Consider the following 16018-nt stretch of genomic DNA (forward strand, 5'->3'; position numbering starts at 1 on the left):
GTCTAATATTTTTAAATACAACATGTTAAGTGACAAAGATAAATATATAACATACAGAAAAACAATGTTTTGAATCGTTTTTTATCAGGAATATATAAAATTGATTTTAAGTATCAACGGGATTCATACACGGTATTATTTTGATACAAAATGATTCACAGACATGGCTAACTATGAACATTCGTGGAAGTACCTGATTAAAGTTCATAAATTTCGTTAAAAAAACAACGTTGCTTTTATTTAATGAGTACTTTTGTGGTTCACTTTACGAGATTCCCTAACGAAGGGGATTTATGGAAGAGAGTGTTTATTGAAATGGCAACAAAAATTATAGGCGTAGGAAACTATATTCCCACCCAAACTATCACCAACGTATTTTTCGATAGCTACCTTTTTTTAGATGAACGCGGAAATATCTTGAAACAAGACAACTCTACAATAGCAAACAAACTTAAAGAAATCACAGGGATTGAGGAAAGACGCTATGCAGAGAAAGAGCAAAACACATCTGACTTAGGGTTTCTTGCAGCAAAAGAAGCTATTGAAAACGCAAAAATAGACCCGAATACGCTGGATTATATCATCTTTGCTCATAATTTTGGAGACGTAGCTTTCGGAACCATTCAATCGGATATGTTGCCAAGTTTAGCAGCACGAGTAAAACATAAATTGGGAATTGAGAATAGTTCATGTGTGGCATATGATCTCATTTTTGGTTGTCCAGGGTGGGTAGAAGGTATGATTCATGCTAATGCATTTATCAAGGCTGGAATCGCGAAGCGTTGTTTGGTCATCGGAGCAGAAACTCTTTCACGCGTGGTGGATATCCATGATCGTGACACTATGATCTATGCCGACGGAGCTGGAGCGGCCGTTATTGAATTCAGTGATGACAACGCAGGATTGAAATCACATCTTTCAGCCTCGTTCACTGCTAAAGAAAAAGACTATCTATTTTTCGGAAAATCATATAACACAGATAGCTGTCCTTCAGTACGATATATTAAAATGAACGGACGAAAAATCTATGAATTTGCACTATCGAACGTGCCACAAGCAATGAAAGAGTGTTTCGACAAAAGTGGCTTTAGTATTGAACAGTTAAAAAAAATAATCATCCATCAAGCAAACGAAAAAATGGACGAAGCCATCGTGAATCGTTTCTATCAACTCTACAATTTACATGCCCCTGAGAATGTCATGCCCATGGTGATTCACAAATTAGGTAATAACAGCGTAGCTACAATACCTTCGCTACTGGCAATGATTATGAAAGGAGAACTGGATGAACATCGGATTAATAAAGGGGACGTAGTATTGTTTGCCTCGGTTGGAGCAGGAATGAACATCAACGCTTTTGTATATCAATTTTAGAAAAATAAAGATATATCGGGAGAAAAAGATTATATTTGCGGTTTTAAAACATAAGTTTAATATTTTAGAAATGATTGACAAACACAATTCTGAAGAAGATATTTTAGGTGATAACCACGTATGTACATCGGCAAAAACACCTTTACGAAACGATGCTTTCGACAAATCAGATTCTGAAAAAATTGATGCAATTGAAAAAAATGTACGTGAAATCATGCACACCTTAGGATTGGATCTGGATGATGACAGTCTGCGAGGAACCCCAAAACGAGTAGCAAAAATGTTTGTAAAAGAAATATTTGGCGGATTGCATCCTGACCGAAAACCATCGGCTTCAACCTTTGACAACAGCTACAAATACGGTGAAATGTTAGTAGAAAAAAACATTGTAGTTTACTCTACCTGTGAACACCATTTGTTGCCGATTATTGGTCGAGCCCATGTGGGATATATCTCAAATGGTCGAGTTATCGGACTATCAAAAATGAATCGTATAGTAGAATATTACGCAAAGCGTCCGCAAGTTCAGGAACGTTTGACTATGCAAATTGTTCAAGAAATGCAACAAGCTTTGGGTACGGAAGACGTAGCTTGTGTGATTGACGCGAAACACCTCTGCGTCAATTCGCGAGGTATTAAAGATATTGAAAGTAGCACTGTGACAGCAGAATTTGGCGGAAAATTCAAAGACCCACAGATTCGAAAAGAATTTTTAGAATACATTAAATTAGAAACACGATTTTAGCTTAATTTAGGCATAACGTCCTACCAAATAAACGAGGCTACCTGAAATATATTCGGTAGCCTCGTTTAGTTTATGTATAGAAATCTTATCGCTAATCTACATTATCGTGTAAAAACGAATTATTTTTTCTGAATTGAATCTCCCCCGAACTGTCTCTACTGATAGAAGTTCTTGAATGAGAATTACTATCCGTATAATTGGATGTGTTAAACTTATAGTTATAATCTTGTAGGCGATTTGAACGAGTTTTCATGATATTTGCAGGAATGGGATTATTGAAAGGATCGTTGCTCTCACTCTCAGTAAACATATCCATTTGCTGTCCCGCTTCGCTTAAAGGCTCCACTCTTTTATACAGAATAACTTCATTATCAGAAACTTCCGAAGGATGCGCTTGAGTAAGAGTTTCTTCTAACTCCATATAGTCATTTAAAGAATGGCGAATCTCTCCTGAAGTAGTTATGTGAGCCTTGGTTGTGAAATTACGAGGCTGATTTTCTTCAGTATCACCCAACTGATGTACAATTCTTTCTGAAGAATCTTGTTTTTTAGTTGACTCTACAGCACGTGATGATTGCCCTGATTGCATGTGTTGCTGTGGTCTATTCGCAACCTGTGGTTTTTCTATGATTGTAAATTTTTCTTCTGGAAGAACAAGTTCCTGACTCACCCAAATATTAAAAAGGTCGACCATAGAAGTAATCGCACTCTGATTTTGAGGAGCTTTTGGAGCTTCATGGGTAGCTGGTTTTGCCCAAGTAGTATCGACTACGGGAACCGTTTTTCTCTCCGTTAAGTCATGAACTACTGGTTTTGTTTCATCAAGCACATGGATTACTTTTTTGGTTTCAGAACTCACTATTTCACGTTGTTGGTCAGCATCAAACCCTGTTGCGATAACTGTTACAGAAAGAGCTTCTCCCAAACTATCGTCCTTTCCTACTCCCATGATGATGTCGGCCATATCATCACCTGCCTGATCTTGAATATAATAGTTAATTTCCTCAACCTCACGTGTGGTAGCTTCTTTTGACCCCGAAACAATGAGAACCAAAGCATTTTTTGCTCCCGTGATTTTATTATCGTTCAAGAGAGGAGAATTCAAAGCCCCTTCAATAGCTTGAAATGCTCTATTTTCTCCTTCACCAATGGCAGACCCCATGATGGCAGTTCCTCCATTTTTGAGGACTGTGTTAGCATCACGCAAATCTATATTTAGTGTGTAGTGCTTACTGATTACCTCTGCCATTCCTTTTGCGCCTTTCATCAATACCTCATCAGCCTTTGCTAAACCTTCGGTAATTCCCATATCACCATAGATTTCAGTGAGTTTGTTATTGTTAATCACAATCAAGGAGTCAACATTCTCACGCAGTTTTTCAATTCCTGCTTTGGCTTGTCGGCTTCGCTTTAACCCTTCATAAATGAAAGGAGAAGTGACAATCCCTACGGTGAGTATTCCTAATTCTTTGGATTTTCGAGCAATGATGGGAGCCGCTCCTGTTCCAGTTCCTCCTCCCATTCCTGCGGTAATAAAAACCATTTTAGTATTGTTTTCCAACACCTTGCTTATTTCTTCTAAACTTTCTTCAGCAGCTTTTTCTCCTATGGTTGGGTCAGCCCCTGCTCCCAATCCTTCTGTTAAAGTAACTCCTAATTGAATTTTATTGGTAACAGGACTATTTTCAAGAGCCTGAGCATCGGTGTTGCAAACCACATAATCCACGCCTTTGATTCCTTCTAAGAACATGTGATTCACGGCATTACATCCACCTCCGCCAACACCAATCACTTTGATTACATTGCTTTTTCCCTTGGGTAAATCAAATAATCCTAAATCTTTATCCGTATCGTTTGTATTCATAATTGTTCGTTTTCCACTTTACTTATAATCTTTGTCGTCGTCATAGTCTTCACTAAAAAAACTATCCATTTTATCTTTGAGATTTCTTACACGTCCCCAAAATCCTCCAGATTTTTCTTTTGGAGCTTCCTCTTCCTTTCTAACTTCCTCCGAATCCAGAGCAACCCTCAATTGTGCTTGTTTCACTTGTTCTTTTAAGGCCTCTTGCTCTCGTTCTTTTTCCTCAGCTTCTTGCTTTTTCTTCTCTTCGAGTTGTTGCATGATCAATTTTTCGGATTCATGAGCTATAGCACTCATAACCAACCCTATAGATGTAGCATAAACCGGAGAACTTATTTTAGCATCGGGTTTACTGGTCAAATGTTGATTTGGATAACCGATACGAACGTCCATACCCGTGATGTATTCCGTTAGTTGAACGATGTGCTTTAACTGGCTTCCTCCTCCTGTGAGTACAATCCCTGCGATGAGTTTTTTCTTATTTTCTTCGTGACCATAATTTTTAATCACGTTATAAACCATCCCGATAATTTCGCTTACACGCGCATGAATAATTTTGGATAAGTTTTTCAGAGATATTTCTTTAGGTTCTCTTCCTATAATTCCAGAAATGGCGACAATCTCATTATCTCTATTCTCCCCTGGCCAAGCAGAACCAAATTCGACTTTGAGTTTTTCCGCTTGTCTACTAAGGATAGCACATCCTTCCTTAATATCTTCTGTTATGATATTTCCTCCCAGAGGTATTACAGCGGTATGGCGTATGATTCCGTCCTTGAAGATTGCCACATCTGTGGTACCTCCTCCAATGTCTACCAATGCTACTCCTACATCTTTTTCTTCTTCCGTCAAAACAGCTTCAGCAGAAGCTAACGGTTCCAACGTAAGATCAACAACATTAAGTCCTGAAGATGTCACACAACGTTCTATGTTCGTAGAGGAGCTTACCTGTCCAATTACCAAATGAAAGGAAGCGTCCAGCCGAGAGCCAATCATTCCGATGGGATCGGACGTTGGTTCCTGATCATCTACCCGATATTCTTGGGGTAACACATGAATGATACGTTGACCTGGAGTTAGTCCAATCCGATAAACTTGCTGTTTTAATTGCTCCAAATCATCAATATCTATCAATTTATCGGCATCTGGACGGATGATATAATCACTGTGAGAGCGACTCAAAATATGTTGCCCTGCAATACCAACCATCACATCTTGAATATCTTCCAAACCAGTTTTGGTTTTAGCATCAGCGATAGCCTCTAAAATGGATTGTGTGGTTTTAATGATATTCTGAACAACCCCTTTCGTTATTCCATCGCTTTTTGATTGTCCATAGCCCAAAATTTGAATTTTTCCATATTCATTTCTTGTCCCAACCATAGCGACAATCTTGGTGGTGCCAATATCTAAACCTACATAATATTTTTTATCGTTCAAAGCATTTTTCATATTGATAATGAGTCTTTTAGCCTTTTTCTCTATTTTAAAGTCTTTTCCATATTATTTTCTAATCCCCAAATGTAGGAATATTTTTTTACGCAAGAAAATAATTTTTTGCAAAGATAAATAATTATTTTGTGCAAACCACTTGATTTGCATATTTTAAATTAACAATTTTATAATCATTTAACCTATCATCTTTCTCCATCTGTCGATAAAAAGCTTTCAGATTTGCCTTTTTTTGTTCAATATTCTCATATTTCCCAAAAATAACTACGAAATTAGGTATTCTTAATCGAAAATGATAATCCCCTTTGTTTGTGACTTTGATTTCGGTAATGTTTTTGGTTAGAAAATCATCTTTTTTTATAAATTGTACCAGCTGATAGGTAGTTTCCCAAAATTTCTGAGCGTTTCCGTACACCAAAGGTACTCTTGCTGAATAAATATTGGATAAAGGCATTAATTTCCCTTGACTATCCATATAGGAAAAAGCACCATTTTCGTAAATCCGGGCTATGGGCTGTCGTTGTTTTACCGTAGCCTCTAACACTCCATCAATGGTGTAAAATACTTCAGCTTTTTCAATCATTTGGTGATTATTCAAGGTTTCTTCTAAGTCTTTCAAATCTACTAATTGCAATGGCGTAAGCGCCTGTGGATCTTTGAGTAAAATCCGCCGTATAGATTCATCTGTAACAAACTGCTCATCACTTAAATGATTGACATTGACTTCTTTCACTGACCGATTAGCATGTCGCATTGAAGCAAAAATTTGCAAAAATAGCGGTAACAGAATGATTATCAGTAATTTATTTATTTTACTTAGTTTAAGTTTCATCTTTGTTCCTATGCCCATAAGTATCCTTTTTATTACTTATCCAACTCTTCATAAATGGAATTATTGCTTTTGAATTCTTTCACGATTTCTTTTAAAACACGTACCATTTGAAGTTTATCTCCTGTCTGTGCGACAGCTACGATTTTTTCCGACAATTGATTAATTTGGTCAAAGGGCACCGAAGGATCTTTTGAAATCATAATCTTCTCATGGTGTGTTGGTAACGTTTTTGTATTATCACTCAATAGTTCCTCATAGAGTTTTTCACCTGGACGAAGTCCTGTATAAACAATCTTGATATCTGTTTCAGGTTCGTAGCCCGATAGTTTTATCATACGAATAGCTAAATTCAAGATTTTGATAGGTTCTCCCATATCAAAAACGAAAATTTCACCTCCCACACCCATCGTTCCTGCTTGAAGCACTAACTCACAAGCCTCAGGAATGGTCATAAAATAACGGACAATGTCGGGATGCGTGATGGTTATAGGGCCTCCTTTTTCTATTTGTCGTTTGAAATGAGGAATTACCGAACCATTCGACCCCAAAACATTCCCGAAACGCGTAGTGATAAATTTTGTTGTGTTGGTAGTTTCCTTTTGCAACGCTTGTACAAAAAGTTCGGCTGTCCTTTTGGAAGCACCCATCACATTGGTTGGATTCACTGCCTTGTCTGTGGAAATCATCACAAATCGCTCTACTTTGTACCTACTCGACAATAAAGCCACATTGCGAGTTCCTTGAATGTTAACCAGAATAGCCTCATAAGGATTTTCTTCAATCAATGGTACATGTTTATACGCCGCCGCATGATAAACGATTGAAAAATGATACTTTTGAAAAATCCTTTCTAATCGTTCTCTATTTGATATATCAGCAAGAACAAATTTAAACGAAACTGTAGGGAATTTTTCCTTTAATTCCAATTCAATATCGTGCAAAGGTGTTTCCGCTTGGTCTAAAACCACTATCTGAGCCGTTTCAAAGGTAGCTATCTGTCGAATAAGTTCACTTCCGATAGAACCTGCTCCTCCCGTTACTAATATATTTTTTTGAAAATGTTTTTGTATAACTTCTTCATTTTCAATAATTATAGGTTTTCGATGCAACAAATCCTCTATTTGTAAAGATTTAAGTTTTACATCTTGGTTTGACCTTACTTTTTGAAGTCTTGGTGTTTTTAGTACTTTCAGCCCTTTGTCTAGAAAGATATTTGTCCACTCGGCAATTTCCGACCGTGAAAGTGCATTTTGGTTAATCAAAACTCCATCTATTTGTAGTTGAGCTTTACTTTTTGCAAGAAAGCTCTGCTTTTTTATTATTTTTTTACCTAGTAAAGTAGCTTTCCCTATGTTACCATCTACCAAAAAACCTACCAAATCGTAAGGAGTATATGGATTGTCTCTAATGACTTTAGCTACGGAAACCATTTCAGTATCAGTCCCTAAGGCTATAATTTTCCAATGCTGTTTCTTTCCGTTGTTCCACTCATTAATTTTCCTAAAAAACTCTTTCACGGTTATCCTAAAGAAAGATAATAGGAAAAATGACAATACAAAATTTACAACCAAATGTATGTCTAAAAAAATTGGGTAGCCATATACTCTCTGCCAAAGCCAACTAACTGCCTTTGAAGCAAATAAAATACTAATTGTTATAAAAAAAATTTTCCAAATATCACGAAAAGTTGAATGTCTGACAAGCCCTCGTTGTGATTTGAAAAGCCATAAGAATAAAAAGCTTATCGCGAGTATTAACACCATCCTTTCGTAACCTGATGACTGAGCCTTAATCCCAATTTTTTCAAAAAGAAAAACAGTAATCCACAGCGAAATAGTGTTTATTAGTAGATCAATAACGAGAACCAACCACCGAGGGGTGTGTCCTAATTTCTTCAACTGACGAGCTATTATTATTTTGAAAGTCTTCATTTTTATATACAAATATATATTATGGTATGATTGGTATAATGAAAATCTTAACAACATTTGGGAATGTACCTCAATCTATCGTCCTAATATATATGGAGAGAAAAACATTTTTTATGCCTGTAAATTGACATTTGATACATTTTTACTCAATTTTGTAACGCACTATCCCAGACTACAAAAATAGCATAAATATTCGGTTTTAGAAACAATTAAAATACCTTAAAAAAGTTAAAATAACGTTATAGTTTTCAACTTACTAATTCACAAATAGATAAATCTACCTTGTCTAAATTTTTAAAACTCTTTTGGAGGTGTTGTAAAAAGTATGATATCTTTAATAAAGTGGATATTTCTGTCAGGCTGAGCGTAGTCGAAGCCCTATAATTACAAGGCTTCGACTACGCTCAGCCTGACAAAGACACTTTCTTTTTTAAGGCATCATACTTTTTACATCACCTCCCTTTTTTTATAATGTCCTCGCTTGGTTCATTTGTCTACGTATGGTTCGCACCAACAGAAAATTCATCCATGCGAGGGATTTTTTTAAATATTTTTGTTAGTAATTCGTCTAATTTTTATTCGGAAAGCAACGAAAATCAATGTCATAAAAGGGCTGATGATGTTGAAAAATGCATAAGGTAGATAGGTCAAAGTTGGAATTCCTAACACACCGCTATTATATGCTGCACAGGTGTTCCATGGGATGAGAACTGAAGTTACGGTTCCAGAGTCTTCGAGCGTACGGCTCAGATTTTCAGGAGCTAACCCTTTTTTAGCATAAGCTTTTGAGAACATTTTTCCTGGAACCACCAACGAGAGGTATTGATCAGAAGTCGTTATATTTAATGCCATACAACTCATGACTGTACTGGCGAACAGTCCAAAAACGGACGAAAACAAATTGAGAAGAAAATCCGTAATCCGTTCCAATGCTCCAATAGCTTCCATTACACCTCCAAATGCCATAGCACAGATTATCAACCATATAGTATGAAGCATACCACTCATTCCTGACGAAGAAAATAATTCATTCAAAATTTCATTATCTGTAGGGATCTGTGTGGATGTAGTAATCGTTTCCATCATAAGGCGATAGGTAGAGGCAAATTCCATACTCATGGTTTGTGTCAATTCCAGGAGTAAATCGTGCTGAAAAACCAACGCAAACAATGCTCCAAGTATTACCCCACAGAACAAAGCTACCAAAGGCTCTGCCTTTTTGTAAATCATAACTAAGATAATCGCAGGAACTACAAATACCCAAGGAGTTACGTTGAATCGTTCCAAGATAGCATTTTGAATTGCCTGTGTATCAGAAATCCCATGAGTGTCAATCGTAAACCCAATTACAGTAAAAATAATCAAAGCAATGATAATAGAAGGTACTGTGGTGTAGGTCATATACTTGATATGAGTAAAAATATCCGTCCCTGCTAATGCAGGTGCCAAGTTTGTTGTATCACTCATAGGCGACATCTTATCTCCGAAATAACTTCCTGAGATGATTGCTCCTCCGATAAGTCCTAAAGGAATACCCAAAGACGTTCCTATACCAACCAGAGCTATACCAATGGTGGCAGAGGTTGTCCAGCTACTACCAATGGCTACCGAAACGGCAGAACAAATAATCACACTAGCTGGTAAAAAGATAGAAGGCGTCAGAATTTGAAGGCCGTAGTAAATCATTGTTGGGATAATACCGCTCAAAAGCCACGTGCCAGAAAGGGCTCCTACCAAAAGTAAGATTAAAATCGCCCCACTGGTGGACTTGATGTTATTGTATATTTCATGTGTCATTGTACGGATCGGTACTCCATTAATAAAACCAATAAAAACTGCAATAGCAGCTCCCAACAGTAGAATAAACTGATTCGAGCCACCCAAAGCATTGTCTCCATAAACGTAAAAAACATTGTATCCTAACATCACTATCAGGATGATAATCGGTAAAAAAGCCTCAAAAAGAGATATCTTAAAAATTGGTTTTCTTTCCATTTCATATTGATTGATAGGCAAATATAGAAATAAAAAAAATATTTCATACAAAAAGTTACATTTATAACAAAATAAAATTTACCTTTTATATATTTTGAAGTGGTACTGAACCCTTATACCTGATTAGCGTATAGCATATCTACTTTGGTTATGTTTTAAAATTTTCTATATTTGCACCTTAGGAATGTTTAAATGATAGTGATAACTGTAATTAGAGTGTATTCATTCACAAAAACCTCCTAACTTATTGATTATAAAGCATATGACTTCACAAGAAATTAGACAGAAATTTTTAGATTTTTTCCAAAGCAAAGGACATACGATTGTGCCTTCTGCCCCTATGGTTATCAAAAATGACCCAACTTTGTTGTTTACAAATGCGGGAATGAACCAATTCAAAGAATATTTTTTAGGCAATGGAAAACCAAATAGTAAACGTATTGCAGACACTCAAAAATGCTTACGTGTTTCGGGGAAACACAACGATTTAGAGGAAGTAGGTAAAGATACCTATCACCACACTATGTTTGAGATGCTCGGCAACTGGTCTTTCGGTGATTACTTCAAAAAAGAAGCTATCGAATGGGCATGGGAGCTTCTTACCCAAGTGTATAAAATCCCTAAAGACCGACTCTATGTAACCGTTTTCGAAGGAAGTCAGCAGGATAATGTACCTTTTGACCAAGAGGCTTACGACATTTGGAAAAATCTGATCGAAACCGATAGAATACTTTTAGGAAACAAAAAAGATAACTTTTGGGAAATGGGTGACCAAGGGCCTTGTGGGCCTTGTACCGAAATACATGTTGACATACGCTCCGATGATGAACGACAAAAAATCGATGGTAAGAAATTAGTAAACAACGACCATCCACAAGTTATTGAAATATGGAACAACGTGTTTATGGAATTTAACCGTAAGGCTGACGGCTCTCTTGAAAAACTTCCTGCACAACACGTAGATACGGGTATGGGATTCGAGCGACTTTGTATGGTATTGCAAGGAGTACAGTCGAACTACGACACTGATGTTTTCACTCCGCTTATTAATCGGATTGAAGAAATCACTCAAAGTAAATATGTGATAGGAAATAATGTATCACATGAACAAGAGCAGATTAACATAGCCATTCGTGTAATTGCTGACCACATTCGTGCCGTGGCTTTCGCCATCGCTGATGGACAGTTACCTTCTAACAACGGAGCTGGTTACGTTATCCGCCGTATCTTGCGAAGAGCTATACGCTACGGATTCACATTCCTAAATCAAAAAGAACCTTTTATCCATCAGCTTGTTACGACTCTTTCTCAACAGATGGGAAAAACCTTCCCTGAGATAGAAAAAAATGCAATTTTGGCGGAAAACGTCATCCGTGAAGAGGAGGCTTCTTTTCTTAGAACCCTCGAACAAGGTTTGTTGATGCTTGATGCCATGATGAATAATTCCATGGACAAGGAACTTTCGGGTGCTAAAGCATTTGAACTTTATGACACTTACGGCTTCCCTATTGACCTTACTGCATTGATATTAAGCGAGAAAGGATTCACACTAAACGAAAAAGATTTTGAGGAAAATCTCCGTAAGCAAAAGGAACGTTCACGGGCTGCCGCACAGGTTAAAGCAGGTGATTGGGTGGTACTTCGTGATGACGATGAAGAAGAATTTATCGGTTATGATACTCTCGAGGCCTTCGTACGCTTAGTAAAATATCGAAAGGTAGAAAGTTCTAAAGAAGGAACATACTACCAGTTAGTATTCAATACCACACCATTCTATCCTGAAGGAGGTGGACAAATAGGCGACAAAGGTACGCTACAATCCGCAAACGGAGAAGTTACCTATATAACTGATACAAAGAAGGAAAACAACTTGATTATACACATATCCGAAACGCTTCCCGAAAACGTAACTGACCCTTTCAAAGCAGAAGTTCATCCGTTAGGGCGTTCGCTCACGGCTGCCAATCACTCAGCAACTCACTTACTGCATCAAGCATTACGTGAGGTGTTAGGTACGCATACGGAACAGAAAGGTTCACGTGTGGATATGCACTCATTGCGTTTTGACTTTTCGCATTTTCAGAAAGTCACTGACGAAGAATTAGAACGCATCGAACTCCGCGTAAATGAACTCATCGGACAGAAAATCAATTTGCAAGAATACCGAAATTTACCTATCCAACAAGCAATGGACATGGGTGCGATGGCTTTGTTTGGTGAAAAATATGGTGATAACGTACGCGTAATTCAGTTTGGTGATAGCAAGGAACTCTGCGGAGGTACGCATAGCAAAAACACTGCGGATATATGGTATTTCAAGATCGTTTCAGAGGGAGCCGTAGCCTCGGGCATACGTCGTATTGAGGCAATTACCAAGCATGGAGCGTTACAGTATTTTAAAGACCAAGAGAAATTGGTCAAAGAAATAAGGCATGGGCTTAAAAACGCTCAAGACCCTTTGAAAGCCATATCACATTTGCAGAATGAAAATCTGCGTTTGACCAAAGAAATTGAAGAGTTAAAACGTCAACAAGCGAAAAATCTCAAATCAGAACTTAAATCCGAGTTTAAACCTGTAAATGGAATCAACTCTTTAATAAAACGATTGGATTTAGACCTTGCTTCGCTGAAAGATTTGGCATTTCAGTTAGGAAATGAAGTCGAAAAAGCATTTATCCTTTTCGGAGCTACACAGGAAGAAAGTAAGGCCTTATTGCTTTGCTATATTTCGAAAGATTTGGTAGCCGATAAAGGTTTAGACGCTGGTAAAATTGTTCGCGAACTGGGTAAACATATACAAGGAGGCGGAGGTGGACAGCCTTTCTTCGCGACGGCAGGTGGTAAAAATCCAGCAGGACTCGACCAAGCTCTTGAAAAAGCCATTGAGTTTGTAAAATAATTTATATTTTACTAAATGTAATAAAAATAACATTTAAGAACATCGTAACTTGTTGTTATTAAAGTTATAAGCGTTGTGATGAAACTACCTTCATTACAACGCTTTTTTCATGTCTAAATATTATTTCTACTTAAGATTTACCGAGGTAGAAGCGATAAACATCTAAAAAGGAAGCTAATTTTTGTACATCATACGATCTTATCCAGTCAGTTTCTCTATGAAACATCCAAATGTCTACGAAATATACTACTATTTGGGGAAGTTTCAATATCGTGATAAATTTCTAAACTTCACATATTGCATCACTTCCTTTTCATGACAACATCATAGTTTCAGTACGACCAACATTGTGCAAATCTTGTTTTTCAATCACGGTTTTTACTATCAGTAACTAACTAAAAATTCAGCATGTAATCGGAATTTCACACTGAACCTTTTTATTTTTCTAAAAATTATTTCGTTCTGCTAATCTTAGAATATCGCCAAAAACTCCTCGGGCAGTAACTGCAGCTCCAGCCCCTGCTCCTTGGATTACGATAGGGTTATTCCCATAGGACTCCGTGTATATTTCAAAGATAGAATCTGCTCCTTTTACCTGTCCCAATGCACTGTTTTTCGGCACAGATACCAAAGAAACTTCTAACTTAGCGGTTGCTGTATCTGATAAATCACCATGCAAATCTCCTACATAACGCAACACATGGTCATCCGCTTGTCCGTCTTTAATGTCTTGGTAATGAGCATTGAACTCCTCCAAACGTTCAAGAAAATCGGATACAGACCCTTCACGTAAATGCTCAGGGATAAGATTTTGGATTTTAACATCCGTAAATTCGTTACCTAAATCCAATTCACGAGCCAGAATCAACAGTTTACGTCCAACATCATTTCCACAAAGATCCTCCCGTGGGTCGGGCTCGGTATAGCCACTATCGATAGCGAATTGCAATACCTCATTAAAAGGCTTGTTTTCCTCTGAGAATGTATTAAATAAGTAGCTGAGAGTTCCAGAGAAAATCCCTTTAATACGCGTGATATTTTCTCCTGAATGGTGCAACAATCGAATAGTATCAATCAATGGTAATCCTGCTCCCACGTTGGTTTCGTAAAGATAGCTTTTCTGATATTTTGCCAAGTTCTCCCGCAGTTCTTGGTAGAAATCAAAGGAAATGGTATTCGCAATTTTATTAGCTGAAACCAAATCAAATCCACTCTTAATGAGCTGAATATAATTTTCTACAAAAGTTTTACTTGCCGTTACATCCACTGCGATAAGGTTCTCCAAATGATTTTTTTCAATGAATTGTTGCAGGATTGAGAAATCATAATTTACAGCTTCTTGCTCAAATTGTTCTTTCCAATTTGTTGAAATTCCAGAAGCGTCAGTTAAAATGCGTGAAGAGTTGGCAATTGCAACAATTCGTAGACTTATATTCTTACGTTTCAGTATATTATCATGAGCATCTATCACCTGATCGATAAGCGTTGCTCCAACCGTTCCCTTTCCGAAAACTACTAGATTAATACGACGCGACACCCCGAAAATCTCTCCGTGGATAACGTTTAATGCCTTGTGTAATTTATTAGTTTTTAGCACCAAACTCACATTTTTACCTGTAATAGCATTATTGATAAGCAGTGGAACTATCTGATTGCGAATCAGTGCATTATATGGATAGTGAAACGTAGCCAAATTCTGTCCTACGATGGAAATTACCGCTACGTTATCAATTACGGAAACGCTACTTACATCATTCGTGTAAAAATCTTGTGAAAATTCTTCTTCCAAAGCCAATTTTGCGGCATTTGCATCATTTGAATGTACCACAAAACCAATACCTCGCTCCGAAGACCCTTGTGAAATAATACTTACACTGATGTTTTTGTTTGCCAATGCTCGAAAAATACGTGCATCAACCCCTACTTTTCCTAATAGTCCACGGCCTTCTAAAACAATTAAAGCATTATTTTCAATCACAGAAATTGACTTAATACCATCTTCTGAACTCTCGTTGTGAATCAGCGTTCCTGAATCCTCATTCTTAAATGTATTTTTAATACGTAATGGTATATTTCTCTCTATCAGTGGAATAATAGTTTTAGCATGTAGAATTGACGCCCCAAAATTCGCTAATTCATTTGCCTCTTCATACGACAGATGACGAATGATTTTAGCTTCGGGAACTAACTCTGGATTGGCTGTAAAAATACCATCCACATGAGTGTAGTTTTGCATTTCAGTTGCATTTAGGAAATTAGCTAATAGAGCTGCGGAATAGTTACTCCCATTTCTGCCTAATGTTGTGGTTTCTCCCTTTTGGGTGGAAGCAATAAATCCAGTAACCACGGGAACTTCATCCTTGGAAAATCTTAAGAAAAGGTCTTGAGTTTTCTTTTTAGATACATCACTGATAATATGAGCATTACCAAACTCACTATCCGTAACAAAAATATCTCGACTATCCACAAACGAACTTTTGACACCTTGCTCACGCAACAATTCAGCGATCAATTTAGCAGCAATTAATTCCCCTTGAGCAATAACTAAATCTTTGATTTTTAGGCTGTAATCACCAAGTAAGGAAACTCCTTCCAACAATTTTTCAAGTAACTCAAAATTTTCTGCTATTTCTTGTTGATAATTGTCATTAAAATTATATAGTTGATATGACTTAAATGACTTTAACTCAGATTGATAATCTACCCCGTTACGAGCTTTCTCCAATAATGTGATTAGTTCATCGGTGGCGTTTCCTCGTGCTGAAACTACAACCGCTACTTGTTCTTTATTTTGTACTTTCTGACGGATAATGTTAAGTACAGTGTCCAATCCATTTCCGTTAGCTAAGGATTTTCCTCCAAATTTTAATATTTTCATGAGTATATTTTTATTCTATTGATATACAATTATTTATAATTTCACTTA

General features: G+C 37.0%; 9 protein-coding genes. 3 read left to right on the forward strand and 6 right to left on the reverse strand.

The genetic code is table 11. The features are described 5' to 3' along the window. Window positions 1-315 precede the first annotated feature (315 nt). Window positions 316-1374 (forward strand): 3-oxoacyl-ACP synthase III family protein, encoded by a 1059-nt coding sequence (locus CGC52_RS03625; RefSeq protein WP_042007611.1) that lies wholly within the window; start codon window positions 316-318, stop codon window positions 1372-1374. A 70-nt stretch (window positions 1375-1444) separates the two neighbouring features. Further along, window positions 1445-2119 carry a GTP cyclohydrolase I FolE gene (gene folE, locus CGC52_RS03630; protein WP_042007550.1) on the forward strand — a complete coding sequence of 225 codons (675 nt, stop codon included), beginning with the start codon at window positions 1445-1447 and terminating at the stop codon, window positions 2117-2119. 91 nt (window positions 2120-2210) lie between these two features. On the opposite strand, the gene ftsZ is transcribed toward folE, so the two are convergent. The 5 genes from ftsZ to nhaC form a co-directional block, all read right to left on the reverse strand. Further along, the gene (gene ftsZ, locus CGC52_RS03635) at window positions 2211-3983 is read right to left on the reverse strand and encodes a cell division protein FtsZ (RefSeq protein WP_095893453.1); all 1773 of its coding nucleotides are present in this window, start codon (window positions 3981-3983) and stop codon (window positions 2211-2213) included. 18 nt (window positions 3984-4001) lie between these two features. Next, window positions 4002-5423 carry a cell division protein FtsA gene (gene ftsA, locus CGC52_RS03640; protein ID WP_095894437.1) on the reverse strand — a complete coding sequence of 474 codons (1422 nt, stop codon included), beginning with the start codon at window positions 5421-5423 and terminating at the stop codon, window positions 4002-4004. A gap of 133 nt (window positions 5424-5556) precedes the next feature. Further along, complete coding sequence (locus tag CGC52_RS03645) at window positions 5557-6285, reverse strand: cell division protein FtsQ/DivIB (RefSeq protein ID WP_232751835.1); 729 nt, start codon at window positions 6283-6285, stop codon at window positions 5557-5559. Between the two features lie 14 nt (window positions 6286-6299). After that, on the reverse strand, window positions 6300-8198 hold the full coding sequence (locus CGC52_RS03650; RefSeq protein ID WP_095893454.1) for a nucleoside-diphosphate sugar epimerase/dehydratase: 1899 nt from the start codon (window positions 8196-8198) through the stop codon (window positions 6300-6302). A gap of 543 nt (window positions 8199-8741) precedes the next feature. Beyond that, the gene (gene nhaC, locus CGC52_RS03655; RefSeq protein ID WP_095893455.1) at window positions 8742-10193 is read right to left on the reverse strand and encodes a Na+/H+ antiporter NhaC; all 1452 of its coding nucleotides are present in this window, start codon (window positions 10191-10193) and stop codon (window positions 8742-8744) included. 262 nt (window positions 10194-10455) lie between these two features. Here nhaC and alaS point away from each other — a divergent pair, with 262 nt between their 5' ends. Continuing rightward, window positions 10456-13092 (forward strand): alanine--tRNA ligase, encoded by a 2637-nt coding sequence (gene alaS, locus CGC52_RS03660; protein ID WP_095893456.1) that lies wholly within the window; start codon window positions 10456-10458, stop codon window positions 13090-13092. 445 nt (window positions 13093-13537) lie between these two features. Here alaS and thrA read toward each other — a convergent pair whose 3' ends face one another. Continuing rightward, complete coding sequence (thrA, locus tag CGC52_RS03665) at window positions 13538-15970, reverse strand: bifunctional aspartate kinase/homoserine dehydrogenase I (protein ID WP_095893457.1); 2433 nt, start codon at window positions 15968-15970, stop codon at window positions 13538-13540. Window positions 15971-16018 lie beyond the last annotated feature (48 nt).

Source organism: Capnocytophaga sp. H2931, assembly GCF_002302535.1.
GTDB classification, from domain to species: domain Bacteria; phylum Bacteroidota; class Bacteroidia; order Flavobacteriales; family Flavobacteriaceae; genus Capnocytophaga; species Capnocytophaga canis.

Bases quoted from the DNA above. Each gene is read 5' to 3' on its own strand.
- thrA (WP_095893457.1), bottom strand. From the start codon at position 15,970: ATGAAAATATTAAAATTTGGAGGAAAATCCTTAGCTAACGGAAATGGA.
- alaS (WP_095893456.1), top strand. From the start codon at position 10,456: ATGACTTCACAAGAAATTAGACAGAAATTTTTAGATTTTTTCCAAAGC.
- CGC52_RS03650 (WP_095893454.1), bottom strand. From the start codon at position 8,198: ATGAAGACTTTCAAAATAATAATAGCTCGTCAGTTGAAGAAATTAGGA.
- ftsZ (WP_095893453.1), bottom strand. From the start codon at position 3,983: ATGAATACAAACGATACGGATAAAGATTTAGGATTATTTGATTTACCC.
- CGC52_RS03625 (WP_042007611.1), top strand. From the start codon at position 316: ATGGCAACAAAAATTATAGGCGTAGGAAACTATATTCCCACCCAAACT.
- CGC52_RS03645 (WP_232751835.1), bottom strand. From the start codon at position 6,285: ATGGGCATAGGAACAAAGATGAAACTTAAACTAAGTAAAATAAATAAA.
- folE (WP_042007550.1), top strand. From the start codon at position 1,445: ATGATTGACAAACACAATTCTGAAGAAGATATTTTAGGTGATAACCAC.
- nhaC (WP_095893455.1), bottom strand. From the start codon at position 10,193: ATGGAAAGAAAACCAATTTTTAAGATATCTCTTTTTGAGGCTTTTTTA.